General features: G+C 64.9%; 25 protein-coding genes and 1 pseudogene. 21 read left to right on the top strand and 5 right to left on the bottom strand.

Annotated elements, in window-relative coordinates; all coding sequences use genetic code 11:
- Positions 1 to 7: 7 nt before the first annotated feature.
- The 15 genes from maiA (at position 8) to KY496_RS10165 (ending at position 13,196) form a co-directional block, all read left to right on the top strand.
- Complete coding sequence (maiA, locus tag KY496_RS10235; RefSeq protein ID WP_184239448.1) at positions 8 to 652, top strand: maleylacetoacetate isomerase; 645 nt, start codon at positions 8 to 10, stop codon at positions 650 to 652.
- A gap of 438 nt (positions 653 to 1,090) precedes the next feature.
- On the top strand, positions 1,091 to 1,840 hold the full coding sequence (locus KY496_RS10230; RefSeq protein ID WP_219864659.1) for a PEP-CTERM sorting domain-containing protein: 750 nt from the start codon (positions 1,091 to 1,093) through the stop codon (positions 1,838 to 1,840).
- A gap of 79 nt (positions 1,841 to 1,919) precedes the next feature.
- The gene (locus tag KY496_RS10225) at positions 1,920 to 2,702 is read left to right on the top strand and encodes a uracil-DNA glycosylase (RefSeq protein WP_219864658.1); all 783 of its coding nucleotides are present in this window, start codon (positions 1,920 to 1,922) and stop codon (positions 2,700 to 2,702) included.
- A 203-nt stretch (positions 2,703 to 2,905) separates the two neighbouring features.
- Positions 2,906 to 3,382: a Fe-S cluster assembly transcriptional regulator IscR gene (gene iscR / locus KY496_RS10220; protein WP_005666320.1), complete on the top strand. Its 477-nt coding sequence runs from the start codon at positions 2,906 to 2,908 to the stop codon at positions 3,380 to 3,382.
- A gap of 19 nt (positions 3,383 to 3,401) precedes the next feature.
- The gene (locus tag KY496_RS10215; protein ID WP_071361973.1) at positions 3,402 to 4,658 is read left to right on the top strand and encodes an IscS subfamily cysteine desulfurase; all 1,257 of its coding nucleotides are present in this window, start codon (positions 3,402 to 3,404) and stop codon (positions 4,656 to 4,658) included.
- A 22-nt stretch (positions 4,659 to 4,680) separates the two neighbouring features.
- Complete coding sequence (gene iscU / locus KY496_RS10210) at positions 4,681 to 5,073, top strand: Fe-S cluster assembly scaffold IscU (RefSeq protein WP_005666324.1); 393 nt, start codon at positions 4,681 to 4,683, stop codon at positions 5,071 to 5,073.
- Positions 5,074 to 5,102: 29 nt separating this feature from the next.
- A complete protein-coding gene (gene iscA / locus KY496_RS10205) occupies positions 5,103 to 5,426 on the top strand; it encodes an iron-sulfur cluster assembly protein IscA (protein ID WP_005666326.1) in 324 nt (107 codons plus the stop codon).
- A gap of 3 nt (positions 5,427 to 5,429) precedes the next feature.
- The gene (hscB, locus tag KY496_RS10200; RefSeq protein WP_219864657.1) at positions 5,430 to 5,945 is read left to right on the top strand and encodes a Fe-S protein assembly co-chaperone HscB; all 516 of its coding nucleotides are present in this window, start codon (positions 5,430 to 5,432) and stop codon (positions 5,943 to 5,945) included.
- A 92-nt stretch (positions 5,946 to 6,037) separates the two neighbouring features.
- The gene (gene hscA, locus KY496_RS10195; protein WP_219864656.1) at positions 6,038 to 7,927 is read left to right on the top strand and encodes a Fe-S protein assembly chaperone HscA; all 1,890 of its coding nucleotides are present in this window, start codon (positions 6,038 to 6,040) and stop codon (positions 7,925 to 7,927) included.
- A gap of 77 nt (positions 7,928 to 8,004) precedes the next feature.
- On the top strand, positions 8,005 to 8,346 hold the full coding sequence (gene fdx, locus KY496_RS10190) for an ISC system 2Fe-2S type ferredoxin (protein ID WP_005666331.1): 342 nt from the start codon (positions 8,005 to 8,007) through the stop codon (positions 8,344 to 8,346).
- Positions 8,347 to 8,353: 7 nt separating this feature from the next.
- Positions 8,354 to 9,235, top strand: a complete 882-nt coding sequence (locus tag KY496_RS10185) for an SAM-dependent methyltransferase (protein WP_219864655.1) — start codon at positions 8,354 to 8,356, stop codon at positions 9,233 to 9,235.
- A gap of 4 nt (positions 9,236 to 9,239) precedes the next feature.
- Entirely contained in the window at positions 9,240 to 10,274 is a 1,035-nt protein-coding gene (ltaE, locus tag KY496_RS10180) for a low-specificity L-threonine aldolase (RefSeq protein WP_040776425.1), read from the top strand.
- On the top strand, positions 10,274 to 10,960 hold the full coding sequence (locus tag KY496_RS10175) for an RNA pseudouridine synthase (RefSeq protein WP_219864654.1): 687 nt from the start codon (positions 10,274 to 10,276) through the stop codon (positions 10,958 to 10,960). Before ltaE ends, KY496_RS10175 begins: the two co-directional genes overlap by 1 nt.
- 12 nt (positions 10,961 to 10,972) lie before the next feature.
- A complete protein-coding gene (locus tag KY496_RS10170; protein WP_071361978.1) occupies positions 10,973 to 11,479 on the top strand; it encodes a hypothetical protein in 507 nt (168 codons plus the stop codon).
- 67 nt (positions 11,480 to 11,546) lie between these two features.
- Complete coding sequence (locus KY496_RS10165) at positions 11,547 to 13,196, top strand: choice-of-anchor I family protein (protein ID WP_219864653.1); 1,650 nt, start codon at positions 11,547 to 11,549, stop codon at positions 13,194 to 13,196.
- On the opposite strand, the gene KY496_RS10160 is transcribed toward KY496_RS10165, so the two are convergent.
- The 5 genes from KY496_RS10160 to KY496_RS10140 all read right to left on the bottom strand — a co-directional run bounded on the left by KY496_RS10160 (position 13,190) and on the right by KY496_RS10140 (position 16,612).
- Entirely contained in the window at positions 13,190 to 14,191 is a 1,002-nt protein-coding gene (locus tag KY496_RS10160; RefSeq protein WP_005666340.1) for an SDR family oxidoreductase, read from the bottom strand. The genes KY496_RS10165 and KY496_RS10160 overlap by 7 nt on opposite strands.
- Positions 14,192 to 14,282: 91 nt before the next feature.
- Positions 14,283 to 14,819, bottom strand: a complete 537-nt coding sequence (locus KY496_RS10155; RefSeq protein ID WP_219864652.1) for an RDD family protein — start codon at positions 14,817 to 14,819, stop codon at positions 14,283 to 14,285.
- Complete coding sequence (locus KY496_RS10150; RefSeq protein WP_005666343.1) at positions 14,806 to 15,630, bottom strand: DUF3106 domain-containing protein; 825 nt, start codon at positions 15,628 to 15,630, stop codon at positions 14,806 to 14,808. Before KY496_RS10150 ends, KY496_RS10155 begins: the two co-directional genes overlap by 14 nt.
- Entirely contained in the window at positions 15,627 to 16,043 is a 417-nt protein-coding gene (locus tag KY496_RS10145) for a DUF3619 family protein (protein WP_005666344.1), read from the bottom strand. Before KY496_RS10145 ends, KY496_RS10150 begins: the two co-directional genes overlap by 4 nt.
- Complete coding sequence (locus KY496_RS10140; RefSeq protein ID WP_005666345.1) at positions 16,040 to 16,612, bottom strand: RNA polymerase sigma factor; 573 nt, start codon at positions 16,610 to 16,612, stop codon at positions 16,040 to 16,042. The genes KY496_RS10145 and KY496_RS10140 overlap by 4 nt, the downstream gene beginning before the upstream one ends.
- 218 nt (positions 16,613 to 16,830) lie before the next feature.
- Between KY496_RS10140 and KY496_RS10135 the strand changes: the two genes are divergently transcribed.
- The 6 genes and pseudogenes from KY496_RS10135 to ilvN all read left to right on the top strand — a co-directional run bounded on the left by KY496_RS10135 (position 16,831) and on the right by ilvN (position 23,146).
- A complete protein-coding gene (locus tag KY496_RS10135) occupies positions 16,831 to 17,706 on the top strand; it encodes a TauD/TfdA family dioxygenase (RefSeq protein WP_219864651.1) in 876 nt (291 codons plus the stop codon).
- Between the two features lie 17 nt (positions 17,707 to 17,723).
- Positions 17,724 to 18,728 carry an ABC transporter substrate-binding protein gene (locus KY496_RS10130; RefSeq protein ID WP_219864650.1) on the top strand — a complete coding sequence of 335 codons (1,005 nt, stop codon included), beginning with the start codon at positions 17,724 to 17,726 and terminating at the stop codon, positions 18,726 to 18,728.
- A gap of 1 nt (position 18,729) precedes the next feature.
- Positions 18,730 to 19,580: pseudogene (locus KY496_RS10125) on the top strand (ABC transporter ATP-binding protein).
- A complete protein-coding gene (locus tag KY496_RS10120; protein WP_219864649.1) occupies positions 19,580 to 20,455 on the top strand; it encodes an ABC transporter permease in 876 nt (291 codons plus the stop codon). Before KY496_RS10125 ends, KY496_RS10120 begins: the two are co-directional and overlap by 1 nt.
- A gap of 472 nt (positions 20,456 to 20,927) precedes the next feature.
- The gene (locus KY496_RS10115) at positions 20,928 to 22,655 is read left to right on the top strand and encodes an acetolactate synthase 3 catalytic subunit (RefSeq protein ID WP_219864648.1); all 1,728 of its coding nucleotides are present in this window, start codon (positions 20,928 to 20,930) and stop codon (positions 22,653 to 22,655) included.
- Positions 22,655 to 23,146, top strand: a complete 492-nt coding sequence (gene ilvN, locus KY496_RS10110) for an acetolactate synthase small subunit (RefSeq protein ID WP_005666354.1) — start codon at positions 22,655 to 22,657, stop codon at positions 23,144 to 23,146. The genes KY496_RS10115 and ilvN overlap by 1 nt, the downstream gene beginning before the upstream one ends.
- Positions 23,147 to 23,235 lie beyond the last annotated feature (89 nt).

Raw genomic sequence — 23,235 nt, 5'->3', positions numbered from 1 at the left:
GGCAGCGATGAAGCTCTACACCTATTTTCGCAGCTCGGCCGCATACCGGGTGCGTATTGCGCTCAACCTGAAGGGCTTGGCCTACGACGCGGTGCCGGTGCACCTGCTGAAGGACGGCGGCCAGCACCTGCAGGACGACTACCGCAAGATCAACCCGAGCGGGCTGGTGCCGTCGTTCCAGGACGACCGCATCACGCTCACCCAGTCGATGGCGATCATCGAATACCTCGACGAGATCCATCCCGAGCCGCCGCTGCTGCCGAAGGACGCGCCGGGCCGCGGCCGGGTGCGCGAGCTGGCCCAGATCATCGGCTGCGACATCCATCCGATCAACAACCTGCGCGTGCTGAACTACCTGGTCAAGCACATGGGCCTGTCGGACCAGGCCAAGACCGAGTGGTACCGCCACTGGATCATCGAAGGCTTCCAGTCGCTCGAAGCGCACCTGGCGCGCGATCCGGGCGCCGGGCCGTTCTGCCATGGCGACCATCCGACCATCGCCGACTGCTACCTGGTGCCGCAGGTCTTCAATGCGCAGCGCTTCAATATCGACGTCTCGGCCTATCCGAACATCGACCGCATCAACTCGCTGTGCATCGAGCTGCCGGCGTTCAGGGCGGCGCATCCGTCGCACCAGCCGGATACCGAGTAAATCGCGCCGGGCAGCCACGCTGCCCGGTATCGGCGCCGCCCATCACATCGCCGCATCTCTCCCCGCCAGATATTCATGACATTCCGGATTGTCCATATTCGGGATCGCCAATTCATTTAATAAACGCGCTAAACGTCCAATTAATTTTACTAAACAAAGACGCTTTATTCGCCCGAACTTTATTAATCGATTCCCGATCACAGTAATGATTTCTATGGGGAATAATTAAATTTCCAATAGTAAATTTGCTACATAATTATGACAATTTAGTGCCGAGATGCCGTAGACCGAGGAATATGGCGGCTCTAGAATCACTCATCCATTCCCCCTGCATTTAATTCGGCGCACTGAAAATCAATTCCGGTTCTGGCTGGAAGGGGTGGATATTCGCCTTTTTCTTTAATATTCATAGGGAAGATCATGACCTTGCATAAATTAATGTTTGTGTTGGCGCTTTCTCTGGCTGCGACCGTCGTCAAGGCCGCACCGGCAAGCTCATTCGTCGACTTTTCCAATGGCGCCCAGGGATGGGAAGGATCGCAGCCTGCCAATGGCGTGGGCGGGTCATGGATCGACACCAGCCTGGGGAATGGCGCTCCCGCGCTGCACACCGTGATGGAAAACTTCGGCGTCGGTTTCAGCAACCGCAATCAGAATTACGTGGGGGATTATTCAAAGCTGGGCAGCGTGACCATCGGCCTGGACATCATCGCCAATTCGATTCGCTACGTTGGCCAGGAGGTTTCGCGCAACCTGGTCGTCGAATTGCGCGACTACGACAATACGCCGGAGGGCATGCCTTACTCCAGCGTCTGGTTCGACCTGGGCGTCATCGATGCCACCCTCGGCTGGCAGCACCTGTCGGTGACGATCGCCGACACGACCATGGCGGCCCTGCCGGCCGGTTGGGGCGGATACGGCACGACGGATGACGCCCAGGGACCGGGCCTGCCGCCCGGCCGTACCTTCGCCGACGTGCTGTCGAGCGTGGACGAACTGGTATTCAGCACCCTCGTTCCCGGCTGGTTCTACGGCTTCACCGATTTCGATATCGCGATCGACAATATTTCGGTCAGCGCCGGTGCGGCTGAGGTGCCGGAGCCGTCGAGCGTCGCGCTGATGTTCGGCGGTCTCGGCATGCTGGGCTGGATGGCGCGCCGCCGCTCGCGTCCCACGCCGATGGCTTGACCACAGGCTGGCGGAGCGGATCGACGGGGCGGGATACAATCCGGCCTCGTCTCTGCCTCGTCTCTTTCACCGGTACCTCATGACCTCGACCGCCGCCCCCGCACCCATCCCCGCCCCGATCCTGCACGCCCTCGACCTGGCCGACGCCTCCTGGCGCCCCATTCTCGAAGCCGGTCTCGCGGCTGTCGCCCGCGCCAACCCGGGCTACCTGCCGGCCCTGGCCGTTGACGACTACCTGCCCACCGAACATCGCCTGTTCGCCGCCTTCGCCCAGCCACTGGACAAGGTTCGCCATGTGCTGGTCGGCGAAGGCCCTTATCCGCGCGCCGCGAGCGCGACCGGCGTCTGTTTCATGGATGGCGCGGTAGGGGAGTTGTGGTGCGAGAGCGGCTTGTCGAAACCGGTCAACCGCGCGACCTCGCTGCGCAACTTCATGAAGATGCTGCTGGTGGCCAGCGGCCGCTTGCAGCCGGATGCGACCGGCGGCGCGGCGCTGGCGCCGATCGCGCAGGCGGCTGGACGCGACGGCACGATCCAGACCCTGGCCGAGTTGCAGGACAATTTGCACGGCCATGGCTTCCTGCTGCTGAACGCGGCGCTGGTGTTCCGCAAGCACGTTGCCCCGGCGATCGATGCGCGCGCCTGGCTGCCTTTCCTGCAGACGGTGCTGGCGGCGCTGGCCGAACGGCCGCAGCCGCCGACCCTGGTTCTGTGGGGCAAGATCGCCGAACAATTGAAAAAGCTGCCCGAGACGGCCGCCTTCCCGCAGGCGCTGGCCGAGCATCCCTACAACCTGAGCTTCATCGGTCACCAGGGGATGCAGCAGCTGTTCGGCCCCATGGAGCTGTTGCGCAAGCGATAACGGCCGCCGCGACGGCGTTCAAACGACAGGGGGAGTGGGGCGGCCGCCGTTTTTCGGGGCCGCCAAGACAAGATGTCCGCGATTTGCTATACTTGACTAAATCGTTCAACTAATCCGGTTTTTAGCCGGTCCCGCAAGAGAAGTTGCAGAGTGCTGCGGCGTAGTTGGACAAGAGGAATATTTTAACATTAACCGGGGTTGTAATGCGTCTGACCACCAAAGGCCGTTTTGCTGTTACCGCGATGATCGATCTTGCCATGCGTCAAGGCAATGGTCCGGTCACGCTGTCGGGCATCAGCCAGCGCCAGGCCATTTCGCTGTCCTACCTGGAGCAGCTGTTCGGCAAGCTGCGCCGCCACGAGATCGTCGAATCGATCCGCGGCCCGGGTGGCGGCTACAGCCTGGCCCGTCCGGCGGGCAAGGTGACGGTGGCCGACATCATCATCGCCGTCGACGAGCCGCTGGATGCGACCCAGTGCGGTGGCAAAGAGAATTGCCACGGCGCCCATACCGATGGCGCCCGCTGCATGACCCACGAACTGTGGACCACGCTGAACGAAAAAATGGTCGACTACCTCGATTCGGTGTCGCTGCAAGACCTGGTCGACCAGCAGCGCCATAAAGAACAGAACGTCGTGCATGTGCACCGCGGCGCCCCGGCCGCCGTCGGAACAAACTGAAGCTTACTGGAGTGAATTGATGAACGCGCCTTTGGACAAGAAAACCGAGCAGAGCTTCGCGACTGCGCCCCATTTCCCGATCTACCTGGACTACTCGGCCACCACGCCGGTCGATCCACGCGTCGCGGATGCCATGATCCCGTTCCTGCGCGAGCAGTTCGGCAACCCGGCCTCGCGCAGCCACGCCTATGGCTGGAGCGCCGAAGCCGCGGTCGAAGAAGCGCGCCAGAACGTCGCGAACATGGTCGGCGCCGACCCGCGCGAGATCATCTGGACCTCGGGCGCGACCGAGAGCAACAACCTGGCGCTCAAGGGGGCGGCCCAGTTCTACAAGACCAAGGGCAAGCACATCATCACGGTCAAGACCGAGCACAAGTCGGTGCTCGACACCGTGCGCGAACTCGAGCGCGTCGGCTTCGACGCCACCTACCTCGAACCGCAAGACAACGGCCTGATCACCGTAGAGCAGCTGGAAGCCGCACTGCGTCCGGACACCATCCTGGTCTCGGTCATGCTGGTCAATAACGAGATCGGCGTGGTCCAGCCGATCGAAGAGCTGGCCGCGCTGTGCCGCTCGAAGGGCATCATCTTCCACTGCGACGCCGCGCAAGCCGTCGGCAAGGTGGTCATCGACCTCGAAAAATCGAAGGTCGACCTGATGACCTTCACCGCGCACAAGGTGTATGGCCCGAAAGGCGTCGGCGCCCTGTACGTGCGCCGCAAGCCGCGTGTGCGCCTCGAGGCGCAGATGCACGGCGGCGGCCACGAGCGCGGCCTGCGCTCGGGCACCCTGCCGACCCACCAGCTGGTGGGCATGGGCGAAGCGTTCCGCCTGGCGAAGGAAGAGATGGAAGGTGAGCTGGTGCGTATCCGCGCGCTGCGCGACCGCCTGGCCAAGGGCCTGCTCGAGATCGAAGAAGTTTACATCAACGGCGACATGGACCACCGCGTGCCGCACAACCTGAACGTCTCGTTCAATTATGTCGAAGGCGAGTCGCTGATCATGGCGGTCAAGGACATCGCCGTGTCGTCCGGTTCGGCCTGCACCTCGGCCAGCCTGGAACCATCGTACGTGCTGCGCGCCCTGGGCCGCAGCGACGAACTGGCGCACAGCTCGATCCGCTTCACCATCGGCCGTTTCACGACCGAGGAAGAGATCGACTTCGCCGTCGACCTGCTGAAATCGAAGGTCGGCAAACTGCGCGAACTGTCGCCGCTGTGGGACATGTTCAAAGAGGGGATCGACCTGAACTCGATCCAATGGGCAGCCCACTAAATCAAGATTAAGGAGCATCACCATGGCATATTCGGACAAAGTACTGGACCACTACGAAAACCCGCGCAACGTCGGCGCCTTCGACAAGGGCGACGATGCAGTCGGCACCGGCATGGTCGGCGCGCCGGCGTGCGGCGACGTCATGAAACTGCAGATCAAGGTCAACGACCAGGGCCTGATCGAAGACGCGAAGTTCAAGACCTATGGCTGCGGTTCGGCCATCGCATCGAGCTCGCTCATCACCGAATGGGTGAAGGGCAAGAGCCTGGACGAAGCGCTGGCGATCAAGAACACGCAGATCGCCGAAGAACTGGCCCTGCCGCCGGTCAAGATTCACTGCTCGATCCTGGCCGAAGACGCGATCAAGGCCGCAGTCGCCGACTACAAGGCGAAGCACGAGAAGGCAGCAGCGTAAGCATTTTTAGAACAGAGCTGGAGAAGCACATGGCAATCACCCTGACCGAAAAAGCCGCGAAACACGTCAACCGTTACCTCGAACGCCGGGGCAAGGGCATCGGCTTGCGCTTCGGTGTGCGCACCACCGGCTGCTCCGGCCTGGCCTACAAGCTCGAGTACGTCGACGAGAGCGCCGCCGAAGACGCGGTGTTCGAGTCGCACGGCGTCAAGGTCTTCGTCGACCCGAAAAGCCTGGCCTATATCGACGGCACCGAGCTCGATTTCGCCCGCGAAGGGCTCAACGAAGGCTTCCGCTTCAACAACCCGAACGTCAAGGACAACTGCGGCTGCGGCGAAAGCTTCCGTATCTAAGCGATGCAGAATCACTTCGACCTGTTCCAGCTGCCGGCCCGTTTCGAGATCGACCAGGACGCCCTCGATGCGGCCTACCGCGAAGTCCAGGGCCGCGTGCACCCTGACCGTTTCGTCAACGCGACCGACGCCGAAAAGCGCGTCGCGATGCAGTGGGCGACCCGCGCCAACGAGGCCTACCAGACCCTGCGCAACCCGCAGAAGCGCGCGCAATACCTGTGCGAGCTGAACGGGGTCGACCTGCAGACCGAATCGAATACGGCCATGCCGCCAAGCTTCCTGATGCAGCAGATGGAGTGGCGCGAAGAGCTCGAGGACGCGCGTGCGGCCAAGGACGCCATCGCACTCGACCGGCTCGAAGCGCAGCTGCGCGCCGAGCGCAAGAACATGCTGGCCGCCGTTGCGAGCCAGCTGGACGCCGGCGACTTCAACGGCGCCGCGCAAGGCGTGCGCGGCCTGATGTTCCTCGATAAATTCGGCGACGAAGTGCAGTACGCCTTCGAAGCGATCGAGGCGTAACGTCCCGCGCGAGGCGGGATGGTTTGGCCGACGGATGAACGCAAACGGGCGTATCATCCGGGGCACACAAAAATAACACTGGTATCACGACTATGGCACTCCTCCAAATCGCCGAACCCGGCATGTCCACCGCCCCCCACCAGCACCGCCTGGCCGTGGGCATCGACCTGGGCACCACCAACTCGCTCGTCGCCACGGTCCGTAGCGGCAGCCCCGAAGTGCTGAGCGACGAGGAGGGCCGTTCGCTGCTGCCGTCGATCGTGCGGTACCTGCCGAACGGTCACGCCAACATCGGCCACAAGGCGCGCGTGCACCAGACGACCGACCCGAAGAACACCATCGTCTCGGTCAAGCGCTTCATGGGGCGCGGCCTCAAGGACATCGCCCACGCCGAGAACCTGCCCTACGACTTCGTCGAGGGCGAGGGCATGGTCCAGCTGAACACCGTCGCCGGCGTGAAAAGCCCGGTCGAGGTGTCGGCCCAGATCCTGGCCACCCTGCGCCAGCGCGCCGAGGATTCGCTGGGCCACGACCTGGTCGGCGCCGTGATCACGGTGCCGGCGTATTTCGACGACGCCCAGCGCCAGGCCACCAAGGACGCGGCCCAGCTGGCCGGCCTGAACGTGCTGCGCCTGCTGTCCGAGCCGACCGCCGCTGCCATCGCCTATGGCCTCGACCATGGCAAGGAGGGCGTCTACGCGGTCTATGACCTGGGTGGCGGCACCTTCGACATCTCGATCCTCAAGCTCTCGAAGGGCGTGTTCGAGGTGCTGTCGACCGGCGGCGACTCGGCCCTGGGCGGCGACGATTTCGACCACAGGCTGTTTTGCTGGATCACCGAGCAGGCCAAGCTGGCGCCGCTGTCGGAGCACGACACCGCGACCCTGATGGTCAAGGCGCGCCAGGCCAAGGAACTGCTGTCGACCAATGAAGAAACGACGGTCGAGGCAATCCTCAAGTCGGGCGAGATCGTGCAGGTGACGGTCACCGCCGCGGTGTTCTCCGAGATCACCAAGCACCTGGTCGGCAAGACCATGAACGCGATCCGCAAGGCGATGCGCGATGCGAGCGTGACTGTCGAGGACGTCGACGGCGTCGTGATGGTCGGCGGCGCGACGCGCATGCCGCACGTGCGCCGCGCGGTCTCGGAATTCTTCCAGACCATCCCGCACGCCAATATCGACCCTGACCGCGTGGTGGCGCTGGGCGCCGCGATCCAGGCCAATCTGCTGGCCGGCAACCGCGCCGAGGGTGACGACTGGCTGTTGCTGGACGTGACTCCGCTGTCGCTGGGCATCGAGACGATGGGCGGCCTGGTCGAGAAGATCATCCCGCGCAATTCGACGATTCCCGTGGCGCGCGCCCAGGAATTCACGACCTTCAAGGACGGCCAGACCGCGCTGGCGGTGCACGTGGTGCAGGGCGAGCGCGAGCTGGTGTCGGACTGCCGTTCGCTGGCGCGCTTCGAGCTGCGCGGCATTCCGCCGATGGCGGCCGGCGCGGCGCGCATCCGCGTCACGTATCAAGTGGACGCCGACGGCCTGCTGTCGGTGGCGGCGCGCGAGATGCGCTCGGGCGTGGAAGCATCGATCACGGTCAAGCCATCCTATGGCCTGGGCGACGACGACGTGGCGCGCATGCTGCAGGAGTCGTACAGCTCGGCCTCCAGCGACATGCAGATGCGCGCGCTGCGCGAAGAGCAGGTCGAGGCCGAGCGCATCCTGCTGGCCACCCAGTCGGCGCTCGACGCCGACGTCGAGTTGCTGTCGCAGGAAGAGCAGGCCGCGATTGGCCAGCAACTGCAGGCGGTGCGCGACGCGGTGACGGCGTCGAACGACGCGTCGACCGCGCCGGGCCAGCGCCAGGACGCCCTGCACGCCGCGGTGCAGGCGCTGGCCAAGGGCACCGAGGAATTCGCCGCCCGCCGCATGGACAAGAGCGTGCGCAAGGCGCTGGCGGGCAAGTCGCTGGACGAGGTCTGAGCCTCCCCCGACGGCTCGCATACGCAATATCAAGAACAACGGATAATCGGATTATCCAATCAACCGAGGTAACCCAAGTGCCACAAATCGTCATCCTCCCACACCCGGTGTTCTGCCCGGACGGCGCCGTGCTCGAAGCCCCAGCCGGCAAGTCGGTCTGCGACGTCCTGCTCGACAACGACATCGAGATCGAGCACGCCTGCGACCGCGTCTGCGCCTGCACCACCTGCCACGTGATCGTGCGCGAAGGCTTCGAATCGCTGAACGAGCAGGAAGAGAAGGAAGAAGACATGCTCGACAAGGCCTGGGGCCTGGAGCCGAATTCGCGCCTGTCGTGCCAGGCGATCGTCGCGGAAGAAGACCTGGTGGTCGAGATCCCGAAATACACGATCAACCACGCCGCCGAAAAGAATCACTGAGCCGTCCATGAAGCGTCTTGAGCAAGCCAGGAAAGTCCCGGCACCACAGGAACTGCCGCCGGAGGTTCGTCCCGGCCAATCGATCGAGCTGCTCAAGGAGCTGCACATCCTGACCCGCGACGGCAAGTTGAACCAGGACAGCCGCCGCAAGCTCAAGCAGGTCTACCACCTGTACAACTTCATCGAGCCGCTGCTGCGCGACGTCAAGAGCGAAAAAGGCAGCGTCTCGCTGGTCGACCACGGCGCCGGCAAGTCCTATCTCGGCTTCATCCTGTACGACCTGTTCGTCAAGGCCGAGGGCGAGGGCAGCCACATCTACGGCATCGAGACCCGCGAAGAGCTGGTCAGCAAATCGCTTGAACTGGCCGCGCGCCTCGGATTCAGCGGCATGTCGTTCCTGCCGCTGTCGGTGGCCGAGTCCACCACGTCGAGCAAGCTGCCCGAGACGATCGACATCGTCACCGCGCTGCACGCCTGCAATACCGCCACCGACGACGCCATCGACTTCGCCCTCAAGAAGAAGGCGAAGCACATGGTGCTGGTGCCGTGCTGCCAGGCCGAAGTCGCGTCCGTGCTGCGCAAGAACAAGGGCAAGGACATCAAGCGCAGTGCGCTGACCGAGATCTGGCGTCATCCGATCCACACCCGCGAATTCGGCAGCCAGATCACCAATGTGCTGCGCTGCCTGCAGCTCGAGGCCCATGGCTACCAGGTGACGGTCACCGAACTGGTGGGCTGGGAACACTCGATGAAGAACGAGCTGATCGTCGCCACCTATAAAAACCTGCCGCGCCGCCGGCCCAGCGAACGCCTGCACGAAGTGCTGCAAGAGGTCGGCCTCGACGAGATGAAGAGCCGTTTTTATACCCAGGCCGAGACTACGGAATAAGAAGATGAGCCAAGATCAACAGCGCTGGATCGACCTGCGCAGCGACACCGTGACCCAGCCGAGCGCCGCGATGCGCGCCACCATGGTGGCCGCCCCGGTCGGCGACGACGTCTACGGCGACGACCCGACCGTCAACCGCCTGCAGGACTACGCGGCCGAGCTGTTCGGCTTCGAAGCGGGCATGTTCGCGCCGAGCGGCACCCAGACCAACCTGATCGCCCTGATGACCCATTGCGGTCGCGGCGACGAATACCTGGTCGGCCAGGAAGCGCACACCTACAAGTACGAAGGCGGCGGCGCCGCGGTGCTGGGCAGCATCCAGCCGCAGCCGATCGCGAACCAGCCGGACGGCTCGATCGCCCTGGCCGATATCGAGGCCTATATCAAGCCGGACGACATGCACTTCGCGCGCACCCGTCTGCTGGCGCTGGAAAACACCATCGGTGGCCGCGTGCTGAGCCAGGAATACGTCGCCGCCGCGACCACGCTCGCCCACGACAAGGGCCTGGCGACCCACCTCGACGGCGCGCGCATCTGCAACGCCGCCGTCAAGCAGGGCATCAGCCTGGTCGATGCGGTAAAAGGCTTCGATACGGTGTCGGTCTGCCTGTCCAAGGGCCTGGGCGCGCCGGTCGGCTCGGTCCTGCTGGGACCGAAGTCCTTCATCGAGCAGGGCAAGCGCTGGCGCAAGATGCTGGGCGGCGGCATGCGCCAGGCCGGCGTGATCGCCGCCGCGGCCCACTACGCGCTCGAGCACAACGTCGCGCTGCTGGCCAACGACCATGACAACGCGGCGGAACTGGCGCAGGGCTTGGCGAAGATCGAACAGCTGAAGGTCGGCACACCGCAGACGAACATCTTCTGGATGGACGTGCCGGCAGCCGCCTGCGCGCCGCTGCGCCAAGCGCTGGCGCGCGCCGGCATCCGCGCCACGGTCGGCCCGAAAATGCGCCTGGTGACCCACCTCGACATCTCGAACGCCGACGTGAAGCGCACGGTCGAGGTGTTCACGGCGTTCTTCGCGGATTGGCGGGCCTGATGAGTGACGAAGGTATTCGCCTGGCCAAGCGCGTCGCCGAAGTGGCGGGGTGCTCGCGCGCCGAGGCAGAACGTTATATCGCCGGCGGCTGGGTCAGCGTCGATGGCGCGCTGGCTGAGGACCCGGCCACCCGCGTGACGCCGGCGCAAACCGTCGCGCTGCTGCCGGGCGCGACCCCGGTCGAGCCCGAGCCGGTCACCATCTTGCTGCACAAGCCGGCCGGCGTCGAACAGGACGCGCTGCTGGCCGCGATCGGCGCCGACACGCAAGTGCTGGACAATGGTTTCGGCAAGCCGTTCCTGCGCCGGCACCTGTTCAAGTTGGCGCTGGCGACGCCGCTCGAAACGATGGCCTCGGGCCTGGTCGTGTTCAGCCAGGACTGGCGCGTGATGCGCAAACTCGTCGAGGACGCGCCGCGCAACGAGTACGAATACGTGGCCGAAGTCGAAGGACAGATCGCCGACGGCGGCCTCGATAAACTGGGCCGCATGTTCCGCGCCAGCTGGCAAAGCGAAGCCCGCCTGCGCATCGCCGGCAAGAACATCCAGCGCGGCCAGATCGAGCGCCTGTGCGGCGACGTCGGCCTGAAGGTCACCGCGCTGCGCCGCCTGCGCATCGGCCGTATTTCCATGGGCAGCCTGCCGCCGGGCGGCTGGCGTTACCTGCGCGACGTCGAGCGCTTCTGAGTCATTCCTGCCATGCCAAGTTCCTTCCGCCTGGTCGCGACCAGCGTCCTGTTCTTCCTGTTGCTCGGCCCCGTGATCCCGGTGATCGAATTTACGCTGGCCACCCTGTTCACCAAGGGCCGCATCGAGCTCATGCCGTCCTTCTACCTGGCGGCGCTGCTGTTCGGCGCCCTGATCGCGGGCGCGCTCGGCCTGGCGCACGGCATGCTGATGGCGCTGGCCGTCAAGCTGGAACCGCTGCGCCGGCGCCTGCAGACCACGCCGCGCCGCGTGTTGCTGGGGGCGGGCGCGGCGCTGCTGTGCGGGCTGGCGATGACCGCCGCCACGCTGTACATCGCGCGCCATTCCTACGGCGACCTGCTGGGCGGGATGGATCCGAACAACCCGGATCCATGGAAGATCATCCGCGCCTATATGGTGATCGAGCTGTTCATCCTGCCGGCGCTGGCCTGCGGCGTCCTGTTCCAGCTGCTGCCCTGGTCGCGCAAGCTGATGCAGCGCGCCGTCGAACGGGCTTGAGAAGTCATACGGCTGTCATCTTGCGTCCATATGCTGTCGATTTTCTACTTTTGGAAAATCGACAACCATGTTCCTGCGCCGTCCCGCCACACCTTCCCGTTACCTTCCGGGTTACCTCCCGATGCTGAGCGCGATCGCGCTGGCCTGCACGCTCGCGGCCTGCGGTGGCGACGACGACGATCCGACCCCGACCACGCTCGCGCTGGAGAAAATCGGCAGCTATAGCGGCGGGGCGGTGGGCGCGGCCGAGATCACGGCCTACGATGCCGGCAGCCGGCGCCTGTTCGTCGTCAACGGCGCCAACGGCACGGTCGATGTGCTGGACCTGGCGGCGCCAGGCACGCCGAAGCTGATCGGCACCATCAATGTGGCGAGCATGGGCAAGGCGGTCAACAGCGTCGCCGTGCACGACGGCCTGGTGGCGCTGGCGATCGAATCGGATCCCAAGACCCAGCCGGGCACCGTCGCCTTCTACAATGCGGCCGACCTGAAACTGATCAATAGCGTGAAGGTCGGCGCGCTGCCCGACATGCTGACCTTCACCCCCGACGGCAGCAAGGTGCTGGTCGCGAACGAGGGCGAGCCGAGCGGCTATGGCGTGGCCGGCACGACGGACCCGGAAGGCTCGGTCAGCGTCATCACCGTCAACCGCGGCGGCGCGCCCTCGGTGGCGACAGCGGACTTGCGCGCCTTCAACGGCCAGGAAGCCGCGCTGCGCGCGCAGGGCATCCGCATCTATGGGCCGAACGCCAGCGCCGCCCAGGACTTCGAGCCGGAATACATCACCGTCAGCGACGACGGCCGCACCGCCTGGGTGACCCTGCAGGAAAACAATGCGATCGCCATCGTCGACGTGGCGACGGCCAAGGTCACGGCGGTCAAGCCGCTCGGCTTCAAGGACCACAGTGTGGCCGGCTTCGGGCTGGATGCGTCGGACGAAGATGGCGGCGCCAACACCAACAGCGGTTCGCCTGCCATCAAGATCGGCCCGCAGCCGGTGAAAGGCATGTACCTGCCGGACGCCATCGCCAGCTACTCGGTGGACGGCAAGCATTACCTGATCACCGCCAACGAGGGAGACGCGCGCGCCGACTGGCCGGGCTTCAACGAAGAGAGCCGCGTGCGTGCGCACTGCACGGCAGGGCTGGACCCCGCCGTCTTCCCGGATGCGGCCAACCGGATCTTCGATTCGAACCTCGGCCGCCTGCGCATCACGACCACGCCGAACGGCGGCATCACGGGCAAGAACGCTGCCGGCCAGTGCACCGAGCTGTACACCTTCGGCGGCCGTTCGTTCTCGATCTGGGACACCGACATCAAGCGTGTCTACGACTCGGGCGACGAATTCGAGCAGCGCACCAAGGCGCTGCCGAACGTCAAATTCAACGCCAGCAACGACAACGACGACCTGGAAGACCGCAGCGCTTCGAAGGGCCCGGAGCCGGAAGGCGCCGTGGTCGGCAAGTTCGGCAGCAAGCACTATGCCTTCATCGGCCTGGAGCGCGTCGGCGGCGTGATGGTGTATGACGTGAGCAAGCCGGCCCAGGCTTCCTTCGTCACCTACCTCAACACGCGCGACGGCGACAAGGGCGACCTGGGTCCGGAAGGACTGACCCTGATCCCGGCGTACAAGTCGCCGAACGGCAAGCCGCTGCTGATCGTCGGTAACGAAGTCAGCGGCACCACCGCCGTCATGCAGATCAACCTGACTTACTGATCCGCGCGCTTTCTCAGCAACTGCATGCCGATCGCGGCGGCGACCACCGCCGCGCCGGCCACCAGCGCCTTGTTGGCCGGCTGGCTTGGCTGCGCTTTTGGCTGAGGTCGTGGCTGATTGAGTCGGCTTGCATCCGCATGCACGCCACTGGCGCCGTGCGGCGGTTCGTACAGCGCGCCGCGCGTGTCGCCCGTGCGCTCGGCCCGTTTTGCCCACGCATCCATGAAGCGGTTCATGCCGGCCGCGACGAGGTTCGGCGCCAGCCGGGTGGCCTTCATGGCGGCGGCGGGCGCGCCGACCGCGGTCGTGTCGCGCGGGCTGCGGGCCAGCTTGACGACGGCATCGGCCACCGTTTCCGGCGCCAGCGCACCCGGCGGATAGGAGAGGTGGGCGCCCGTGTAGTTGGCCGCGTGGCTGAAGCCGGGCGTGTCGACGAACGTGGGATACACGTCGCAGACGTGGATGCGGCGCCGCTTGCCGAGCTCCGCGCGCAGGGCTTCGGAAAAGCCGCGCAGGCCGAACTTGCTGGCCGAGTAGGCCGCGGCGTAGGGCGCGGCGACGTAGCCGCCGGACGAGATCATGTTGACCCAGATGCCGTGGTCCTGCTCCAGGAAGATCGGCAGCACCGCGTGCGCGTCGTTCATGTGGGTGAGCAGGTTGGTCTCGATCACCTGGCGGTGGTCGGCCATCGGCACGTCGTGGTACTTGCCGACCACGCCGGCGCCGACATTGCTGAACCACAGGTCGATCTGTCCCAGGATGGACCGCGCTTCGCGCGCGAAGGCGTCCACCGCCCTGGCGTCGGTCGCGTCGACCACCACCGTTTCGGCCCGGCCGCCGGCCTGGAAGCAGCGGCGGGCGACATCGTCGAGGCCTTCCTTGCCGCGCGCGCCGAGCACCAGGTCGGCGCCCTCGCGGGCAAAGGCGACAGCGGTCGCGGCGCCGATGCCGCTCGAGGCGCCCATGATCACCACGCGGAGATTCGATCGCTTCATCGTTGACCTTTCATTCACAGTGAAAAGGCCGATTATTCCGCGATTCAGGATGTCGCCGCGTTCGAATGCCGCGCAGCAAGCTCGCGCCCGGTCAGCGCTTGATCTTGGGGAGCTGGACCAGGCGGGTGCCGGCCAGGCGGTCGTGCAGGAACTGGCGGTCCTTGTCGAGGAGGGCGGTGAGCGCCCACAGGACGATGCCGAGCGCCAGCGCGATGGCGATCTCGCCCCTGGCGTGCAGGCCGAACGCGGCGCACACGAGCAGCGCCGGCGCGAACCAGCCCCAGGCCAGCAGGTAGCGCGCGATGGCGGTGCGCCATGGCAGGCGCGCGTGCCCGGCCTGGACCACCTTGATGCGCCAGGTCTTCATGGCCAGCGTGTGGCCGCTGTCGCGCCAGCACCAGGTGAAGTACAGGCCCGTCACCAGGAACAGCCAGAGCTTGAGCCCATGCTGGAACAGCGGCTCCTGGCGGTTGCCTGTGAGGAGGAGGTAGACCAGCACCGCCAGCATCTCGACGGCGAACAGCAGGAAGAATTCATAGACCATCACCGTCACGCGGCGCTTGATGGTCGGCGCCGGCTGGGGCGGCGCGTGCACCGGACTGGTGGCGACCGGCTCAGTTGCTTGCATTGGCGGCCTGCGCGGGTGCCTGCTGGCCGCCAGGCGCGGCGATCGCGCCGCCATCGGCGCCAGGGGAGCTGACCGCCGGACCCGGCGTCACGACGGGAGCAGGGCCGGCGCCGCCGGGCTGCGCTGGCGGCGGCACGCTGGCGGTCGCGGTCGGCACCACGGTATCCGTGCCGATCAGGATGCATTCGGCGCCGCGGCGGGTGGTGTTCGGTGGGCAGGGCGTCGGCGTGACCAGCATCGGCGCTTCAGGCAGCGCCACCGGAATGCTCTTGTGGCGCGTCGCCGCCGGGCTGTTGGCCAGCTGGCGTTTCTGTTCCGCCGACAGCTGCTTGTAGTTTTCCCAGTCGGCCGCCTTGTCGCCGCCCTGGGCCAGGCGGCTGGTGCGGCTGTAGTTCTCGCGCGCGAGTTCGCGCTGCGCGGGGGTGAGCTTCATCCACTGGCGCATGCGTTCGTGCACGCGCTGCTGCTCGGACGCGGGCAGCGAGGCGAAGCGGGCCGACATCTGGATCCACTTGCGCTTGCGCGGTCCTTCCATCTGGTTCCACTCGGGTTCCAGCGGCGCCAGCGCCACTTGCTGGGCGCTGCTCAGTTCGTTCCACAGGGGCTTGTCGAAGCTTTTGGGCGACGCGCGTTCGCCATCGACGGCATCGGCCACCGACGGCAGGACGGACGGGGTGTCGAAACGGTCGACGATGACCCAGGCGATTGCACCCGCCACCAGGACCCCGGCCACCGTTTTCAGGACGGGGAACCGGGATTTCGCGGCGCCGGGCTTCGATGCGCGAGACTGTGAAGCGTCGTTCTTCGTCATTGCCGGCGCTGCTGCGACTCCAGGTAAGCGCTGAAGCCCGGGTCGAGATACGCATTGAGCGGCAGTTCATCGGACAACACGGCCGCGTCGATGTCGGCCAGCTCGGCGATCTGCTGTTGCTGTTCGTGCTGGTAGACGCCGCCCATGCCGATCACCAGCGCCAGGATCGGCACGGCGACCGCCAGGCGCGACATGGCCGGACCCGTCACGAGATTGCCGAAGCCGGCCAGCATCTCGCGCCAGCCGGAAGGGGCTGGCTTGAAATACTCGACCGGCGCGTCCGCCTTCTTGCGCGCGAGCGCGGCGGCGCGCGCGGCGGCCAGCCGGTCGGTCGTCGAGGCCGGCAAGGTGTCGAGCTGTTCGTTCAGTGCATGGCGGATTTTGTACGCCAGGTTGATGTCGTCGGTATTCATAATGTGATTCCCTTGGCCTTGAGCGCTGCGGCGAGGGCGTGGGTGGCACGGGAGCAATGTGTCTTGACGCTGCCTTCGGAGCATCCCATCGCTTCGGCCGTTTCGGCCACGTCCATATCCTGCCAGTAACGCATGAGGAAGGCTTCCCGTTGACGCGTTGGGAGCTTTTGTACTTCTTCTTCGATCAAGCGCAAGGTTTGTTCACGCTCAATCTGGTCCGCACTCGACTCTGCGGCGGCCGATCCTTCTTCGGCCTCGTATGAGGCAAGTATATCAAAGTCGTCATCGTCACCTCCCTCTCCGCGGCTGAAGCCCGAAAACAGGCTGACCCAGGTGTTGCGCACTTTTTCGCGGCGGAAGTAATCGAGGATGGTCGTCTGCAGGATGCGCTGGAACAGCATCGGCAATTCGGCGGCCGGCTTGTCGCCATACTTTTCGGCCAGCTTGATCATGGCGTCCTGGACGATGTCCAGCGCCGACTCGTCCTTGCGCACCGCATACACCGCCTGCTTGAACGCACGCCGTTCGACATTCGCAAGGAAGTCGTTGAGTTCTTTATCTGTGGCCATGCGGGTTCAAGGAAGCGCTCGTCTTGCTCGTGCTTTAGGGAAAACTTTCGCATCCTAGCAAAAAACGTCCTGGCCTGCACCGTAAACGCGCAGGGCCGGGAGGCGGCAATGCTATTTACATAACGTTCAAAAACTGCATGAAGATACGCGAAATCATTCGTTGTTCGCCTATGGAAGCGTGGTTAGGCTGTCAACACGATCATCCCGCCTCCGCCATCATGCCGCTCGATATTCCTCGTCAAGCATTTGCTGTCCACCCCATCATCGGCGCTCCGCTGGGCGCCGAAGTCGTCGGCCTCGACCTGTCGCGTCCGCTCGGGGCGGAAGACTTCAGCCGCCTGCACCGCGCCCACCTCGACCACCACGTGCTGGTATTCCGCGACCAGCACATCACGCCGGCCCAGCAGGTGGCGTTCAGCCGCCGCTTCGGCCAGTTGCAGATCCATGTGCTGCGCAATTTCCAGCTGACGGGCCACCCCGAAGTGCTGATCGTCTCGAACATCCGCGAGAACGGCCAGCCGATCGGCCTGGGCGATGCCGGCCACTTCTGGCATTCCGACCTGTCGTACAAGGAAACGCCGAGCCTGGGCTCGATGCTGCATGCGCAAGAGCTGCCGGCCGAAGGCGGCGATACCCTGTTCGCGAACCAGCACACGGCCTGGGAAGCCTTGCCCGACGACCTGAAGCGCGAAGTCGAAGGCTTGCAGGCCGAGCACTGGTATCTGGCCAAGTACGAAGCGCTGCGCCAGAAGAACCCGTTCCGCCCGCAGCTCACCCAGGCCCAGATCGACGAGGTCAAGCCGGTCAATCACCCGGTGGTGCGCACCCATCCCGAGACCGGCCGCAAGGCCCTGTTCGTCAGCGAGCACTTCACCACCCGCATCCTGGGCGTGCCCGAGCGGCGCAGCCGCGAACTGCTCGACGCGCTGTTCGACCATGGCACGCGCCCGCAACATGTCTATCGCCATCAGTGGCGGCCTCACGACATGGTGTTCTGGGACAACCGCTCGCTGATGCACCTGGCGGCCGGCTGTCCCGACCACCTGCGCCGCAAGCTGTACCGCACGACCATCGAAGGCGACGTTCCGTTCTGACTCAATCCGGGAAACCCATGACACTCCACAAGAAGATCCTTGCCGTCGGCGCGGCGCTGGCCCTGGCGCTACCATCATTCGCCCAGGCCGAGGGCAAGATCCGCATCGCCGAGCAGTTCGGCGTGGTCTACCTGCTGCTGAACGTGGCGCAAGACCAGAAACTCATCGAAAAGCATGGCAAGAAGCAGGGCGTCGACGTCGACGTCGACTGGGTCAAGCTGTCCGGCGGCGCCGTGATCAACGATGCGCTGCTGTCGGGCTCGATCGATATCGCCGGGGCCGGCGTCGGCCCCCTGATGACGATCTGGGACCGCACCAAGGGCCGCCAGAACGTGCGCGGCGTCGCCTCGCTGGGCAGCTTCCCGTATTACCTGGTCAGCACCAATCCGGCGGTCAAGACCATTGCCGACTTCGGCCCGAAAGACCGCATCGCCTTGCCGGCGGTGACGGTGTCGGTGCAGGCCCGCATCCTGCAGATGGCCGCCGCCAGGCAGTGGGGCAATGCCCAATTCAAGAAACTCGATCCGATCACCCAGACCGTGCCGCACCCGGACGCCGCCGCGGCCCTGATTGCCGGCAAGACCGAACTGAACGCCCACTTTGGCGGGCCGCCATTCCAGGAACAAGAACTTGCCGGTAACCCGAACGCGAAAATCGTGCTCGATTCTTACCAGGTGCTGGGCGGGCCGGCATCCGCGACGGTGCTGTATGCCACTGAAAAATATGTGAAGGAAAACCCGAAGACTTACCGCGCTTTCCTCGATGCGCTGGCCGAGGCGGCGCGGTACATCGCGACCAATCCGGAAGGCGCGGCCGATGCCTACCTGCGCGTCAACAAGGGCAATATCGACCGCGCGCTGCTGCTGAAGGTGATCAAGGACCCGAAGACGCAATTCCGCGTGGCGCCGCAGAATACGCTGGGACTGGCGCAGTTCCTGCACCAGGTCGGCGCCATCAGGAACAAGCCGGCGTCGTGGAAGGATTACTTCTTCGAGCATCCGGTCATCGCCAACGGGAGCTGACATGATTACCCCCGTTAAACCACTGAACCTCGTCCGGAATATGGCAACGGCCGAGCCGCTGCTGCGCGCCGAGCACGTCACGCTCGAGTACGCCAGCGAACGCGGCATCGTGCGCGCCACGGACGACGTCAGCTTCGACGTCCACCGCGGCGACCGCTTCGTGCTGCTGGGGCCGTCCGGCTGCGGCAAGTCGACCTTGTTGAAAGCGATCGGCGGCTTCATCGCGCCGCGTGCAGGCAGCCTCAGCCTGTCCGGCAAGCCGATCACGGGGCCGGACCGGACCGCATCGTCGTGTTCCAGGAATTCGACCAGCTGCCGCCATGGAAGACGGTGCGGCAGAACGTGATGTTTCCGCTGCTGGCGGGCGGCGTATCGCGTGGCGAGGCCGACCGGCGTGCCCGCCACTGGCTGGGCAAGGTCGGGCTGGCGCGCTTTGCCGACGCCTATCCGCACACGCTGTCGGGCGGCATGAAGGCGCGGGTGGCCATTGCCCGCGCGCTGGCGATGCAGCCGGCGGTGCTGCTGATGGACGAGCCGTTCGCCGCGCTCGATGCGCTGACCCGGCGCGGCATGCAGGAAGAGTTGCAGGCGCTGTGGGATGAAATCGGCTTCACCATGCTGTTCGTGACCCACTCGATCGAGGAAGCGCTGGTGGTGGGCAACCGCATCCTGCTGCTGTCGCCCCATCCGGGCCGGGTGCGGGCCGAGCTCAATAGCCACCAGTTCAGCCTGCAAAGCGCCGGCAGCCCGGAATTCCAGGCCGCCACCCAGCGCATCCATGCTCTGTTGTTCGATGGCGATGCAGCGCCGGATGCGCGCCGGGATGCAGATCGCATGGCGGAGGCGCACTGATGACGACCTTGCGCGAACCGCCGATCCGTCCCGAATACGTGTTGCCGTTCAAGCCGGCCCTGGCCGTGCCGGCGCCCGGCGCGGCGCCCTCCGTTTCCTTCGCGCTGGACCGCTTCGGCTGGCTGAGAAAACCCGCCATCCTGCTGGCGCTGGCCGTCGTGTGGGAACTGCTCGCGCGCTGGTTCGACAACGACCTGCTGCTGCCGGGGGCACTGCAGACCGGTCGCGCCTTCGTGGACGGCATGCTGTCGGGCGAGCTGGTCGGCTATGTGTCGGTGTCGCTGGCGATCCTGAGCCAGGGCTTCCTGCTGGGCGTGGCCGGGTCATTCCTGCTGACCTGGCTGGCGGTGTCGAACCGCTTCGGACGCGCGCTGATCGATACCCTGACCTCGATGTTCAATCCGCTGCCGGCCATCGCGCTGCTGCCGCTGGCGCTGCTGTGGTTCGGGCTCGGCAAGGGCAGCCTGCTGATGGTGCTGGTGCACTCGGTGGTGTGGCCGCTGACCCTGAATGCCAGCGCGGGCTTCCGGGCCGTGCCCGAGACCCTGCGCATGGCGGGCCGCAACTATGGCCTGGGCGGCTTGCGCATGGTGCTGCAGATCCTGATCCCGGCCGCGCTGCCGGCCATCCTGTCGGGCCTGAAAATCGGCTGGGCGTTCGCCTGGCGCACCCTGATCGCCGCCGAGCTGGTGTTCGGCAGCACCTCGGGGCAGGGCGGGCTGGGGTGGTATATCTTCCAGAGCCGTAATGAGCTGTTTACCGATAAAGTGTTCGCGGGGCTGGCGACCGTGATCCTCATCGGGCTGGCGATCGAGCACTTCGTGTTCCAGGCATTGGAACGCGTGACAGTGCGGCGCTGGGGCATGCAGCGCTGAATGCATGGGCGGCGTCGCCGTCCACCCTACGATCACGGTGCGTTACGCAAAAACGGCGCACATTATTTGGCTTTCGCCGAATTTGTTGCACCACTTTTGGGAATGCAGCGATTTTTATCTTTCCTTCTTGACCAAAATGGTGCGGCGCGGTAAGGTGTCTCTCACGCTTTGCATCCCCAAGGCTTTTACGTCATCCGGAGTCGGCACACAAGGCCCAGTCCGGTTGTGACACGCTTTCATTTGTAGGCAGTTTGCTCCGACCCGCGCCACAAGCGCGAGAGATGCGTAAGACCGCTACAAACACTCACGCTCAACGAGTTGCGCCCAGCGCCGGTGCGTAAGGACCCTACGGTGTCCGAAACATCGACGTGCACGCAGAAAGTAGTCAAGCCTGAGGGTTGTCGCGCAAAGACGCATATCGTTAGGAACGGGCATCCGATCAATCTCCCATTGGGTTTTGAAAGGAATGTACATGAGTAACGATTCAGCAGTCCCGATCACGGGCGCTGAGATAGTGGTCCGTTGTCTGGCAGAAGAGGGCGTCAAGCACGTCTTCGGTTACCCGGGCGGCGCGGTCCTCTATATCTACGACGCCATCTTCAACCAGGATAAATTCCAGCACGTCCTCGTTCGCCACGAACAGGCCGCGGTGCACGCCGCCGACGCCTATTCGCGCAGCTCGAACACCGTGGGCGTCGCCCTGGTCACCTCCGGCCCCGGCGTCACCAATGCCGTCACCGGCCTGTCCACCGCGTATATGGATTCGATTCCGATGGTCGTGATCTCGGGCCAGGTGCCCAGCCACGCGATCGGCCAGGATGCTTTCCAGGAATGCGATACCGTCGGCATCACGCGTCCGGTGGTCAAGCACAACTTCCTGGTCAAGGACGTGCGCGAGCTGGCCTCGACCATCAAGAAAGCCTTCTTCATCGCCCGCACCGGCCGTCCCGGCCCCGTGCTGGTCGATATCCCGAAGGACATCACGGTCAATAAATGCCTGTACGAGTACCCGCGCGAGATCGAGATGCGCTCGTACCGTCCGGTCGACAAGGGCCATGCCGGCCAGATCCGCAAGGCGGTCCAGCTGCTGCAGAACGCCGAGCGCCCGATGATCTATGCGGGCGGCGGCGTGATCCTGGCCAATGCCTCGGACGAACTGAACCGCCTGGTCGAGAAAACCGGTTTCCCGATCACGAACACGCTGATGGGCCTGGGCGGATCGCGCTCTTCCGATCCGCATTTCGTCGGCATGCCGGGCATGCACGGCACCTATGAAGCGAACATGGCGATGCAGCACTGCGACGTCCTGATCGCCATCGGTTCCCGCTTCGACGACCGCGTGATCGGCAATCCGAAGCATTTCGCCTCGAATCCGCGCAAGATCATCCACATCGACATCGATCCTTCGTCGATCTCGAAGCGGGTGCGGGTCGACATCCCGATCGTCGGCAACGTCAAGGACGTGCTGGTCGAACTGCTGTCGCAGCTCGACGCGGGCAATGTCCAGACCAATACCAATGCCTTGCAGGGCTGGTGGAAACAGATCGCCGAATGGCGTGGTCGCGACTGCCTCAAGTATCCGACCTCCGATACGGTCATCAAGCCGCAGGCGGTGATCGAGCAGTTGCACCGCGTGACGGATGGCGACGCCTTCATCACTTCCGACGTGGGCCAGCACCAGATGTGGGCCGCGCAGTACTACGCCTTCGACAAGCCGCGGCGCTGGATCAACTCCGGCGGCCTGGGCACGATGGGCGTCGGCCTGCCGTATGCGATGGGCGTGCAGATGGCCAATCCGGATGCGACGGTGGCCTGCGTCACCGGCGAGGGTTCGATCCAGATGTGCATCCAGGAGCTTGCCACCTGCAAGCAATACCACCTGACGCCGAAGATCATCCTGCTCAACAACCGCTTCCTGGGCATGGTGCGCCAGTGGCAGCAGATCGACTACGGTTCGCGCTATTCCGAGTCGTACATGGATTCGCTGCCCGATTTCGAGAAGCTGGCCGAGGCCTATGGCCACGTCGGCATGCGCATCGAAAAGCCGGGCGACGTCGAGGGTTCGCTGCGCGAAGCGTTCGCCATGAAGGACCGCCTGGTCTTCATGAACTTCATCACCGACCAGAGCGAGAACGTCTGGCCGATGGTCAAGGCGGGCCGTGGCCTGAACGAGATGCTGCTCGGCTCGGAGGACCTGTGATGCGACACATTATCTCTGTCCTCCTGGAGAACGAAGCCGGCGCGCTGTCGCGCGTGGTCGGCCTGTTCTCGGCGCGCGGCTACAACATCGAAACGCTGACCGTGGCCCCGACCGAAGACGCGACCCTGTCGCGCATGACGATCGTCACCTCGGGTTCGGACGACATCATCGAGCAGATCACCAAGCACCTGAACCGCCTGATCGAGGTGGTGAAGGTGGTCGACCTGACCGAAGGCCAGCACATCGAGCGCGAGCTCATGCTGATCAAGGTGCGCGCGGTCGGCAAGGAGCGCGAAGAAATGAAGCGCACCGCCGACATCTTCCGCGGCCGCATCATCGATGTCACCGAAAAGACCTACACGATCGAGCTCACCGGCGCCAAGTCGAAGCTGGACGCCTTCATCGACTCGATCGACCGGGCTTCCATCCTCGAGACGGTCCGCACCGGCGGCTCGGGCATCGGACGCGGCGAACGCATCCTCAAAGTCTGACAAGAAAAACGCTGAATAAACGACGTAGGGTTGGCGGCTCGGCCGCCGACGCGTTACGCCCGAACACCACTACATTACTTATATACAGG

The sequence above is a fragment of the Massilia sp. NP310 genome (assembly GCF_019443485.1).
Taxonomy (GTDB): domain Bacteria; phylum Pseudomonadota; class Gammaproteobacteria; order Burkholderiales; family Burkholderiaceae_D; genus Telluria; species Telluria timonae.
The sequence above is the reverse complement of the archived record's forward strand: the minus strand, read 5'-3'. Positions and strand labels throughout refer to the sequence as shown.

Coding starts and splice junctions, on each gene's coding strand:
- maiA (WP_184239448.1), top strand. CDS start 8: ATGAAGCTCTACACCTATTTTCGCAGCTCGGCCGCATACCGGGTGCGT.
- KY496_RS10230 (WP_219864659.1), top strand. CDS start 1,091: ATGTTTGTGTTGGCGCTTTCTCTGGCTGCGACCGTCGTCAAGGCCGCA.
- KY496_RS10225 (WP_219864658.1), top strand. CDS start 1,920: ATGACCTCGACCGCCGCCCCCGCACCCATCCCCGCCCCGATCCTGCAC.
- iscR (WP_005666320.1), top strand. CDS start 2,906: ATGCGTCTGACCACCAAAGGCCGTTTTGCTGTTACCGCGATGATCGAT.
- KY496_RS10215 (WP_071361973.1), top strand. CDS start 3,402: ATGAACGCGCCTTTGGACAAGAAAACCGAGCAGAGCTTCGCGACTGCG.
- iscU (WP_005666324.1), top strand. CDS start 4,681: ATGGCATATTCGGACAAAGTACTGGACCACTACGAAAACCCGCGCAAC.
- iscA (WP_005666326.1), top strand. CDS start 5,103: ATGGCAATCACCCTGACCGAAAAAGCCGCGAAACACGTCAACCGTTAC.
- hscB (WP_219864657.1), top strand. CDS start 5,430: ATGCAGAATCACTTCGACCTGTTCCAGCTGCCGGCCCGTTTCGAGATC.
- hscA (WP_219864656.1), top strand. CDS start 6,038: ATGGCACTCCTCCAAATCGCCGAACCCGGCATGTCCACCGCCCCCCAC.
- KY496_RS10185 (WP_219864655.1), top strand. CDS start 8,354: ATGAAGCGTCTTGAGCAAGCCAGGAAAGTCCCGGCACCACAGGAACTG.
- ltaE (WP_040776425.1), top strand. CDS start 9,240: ATGAGCCAAGATCAACAGCGCTGGATCGACCTGCGCAGCGACACCGTG.
- KY496_RS10175 (WP_219864654.1), top strand. CDS start 10,274: ATGAGTGACGAAGGTATTCGCCTGGCCAAGCGCGTCGCCGAAGTGGCG.
- KY496_RS10170 (WP_071361978.1), top strand. CDS start 10,973: ATGCCAAGTTCCTTCCGCCTGGTCGCGACCAGCGTCCTGTTCTTCCTG.
- KY496_RS10165 (WP_219864653.1), top strand. CDS start 11,547: ATGTTCCTGCGCCGTCCCGCCACACCTTCCCGTTACCTTCCGGGTTAC.
- KY496_RS10160 (WP_005666340.1), bottom strand. CDS start 14,191: ATGAAGCGATCGAATCTCCGCGTGGTGATCATGGGCGCCTCGAGCGGC.
- KY496_RS10155 (WP_219864652.1), bottom strand. CDS start 14,819: ATGCAAGCAACTGAGCCGGTCGCCACCAGTCCGGTGCACGCGCCGCCC.
- KY496_RS10150 (WP_005666343.1), bottom strand. CDS start 15,630: ATGACGAAGAACGACGCTTCACAGTCTCGCGCATCGAAGCCCGGCGCC.
- KY496_RS10145 (WP_005666344.1), bottom strand. CDS start 16,043: ATGAATACCGACGACATCAACCTGGCGTACAAAATCCGCCATGCACTG.
- KY496_RS10140 (WP_005666345.1), bottom strand. CDS start 16,612: ATGGCCACAGATAAAGAACTCAACGACTTCCTTGCGAATGTCGAACGG.
- KY496_RS10135 (WP_219864651.1), top strand. CDS start 16,831: ATGCCGCTCGATATTCCTCGTCAAGCATTTGCTGTCCACCCCATCATC.
- KY496_RS10130 (WP_219864650.1), top strand. CDS start 17,724: ATGACACTCCACAAGAAGATCCTTGCCGTCGGCGCGGCGCTGGCCCTG.
- KY496_RS10120 (WP_219864649.1), top strand. CDS start 19,580: ATGACGACCTTGCGCGAACCGCCGATCCGTCCCGAATACGTGTTGCCG.
- KY496_RS10115 (WP_219864648.1), top strand. CDS start 20,928: ATGAGTAACGATTCAGCAGTCCCGATCACGGGCGCTGAGATAGTGGTC.
- ilvN (WP_005666354.1), top strand. CDS start 22,655: ATGCGACACATTATCTCTGTCCTCCTGGAGAACGAAGCCGGCGCGCTG.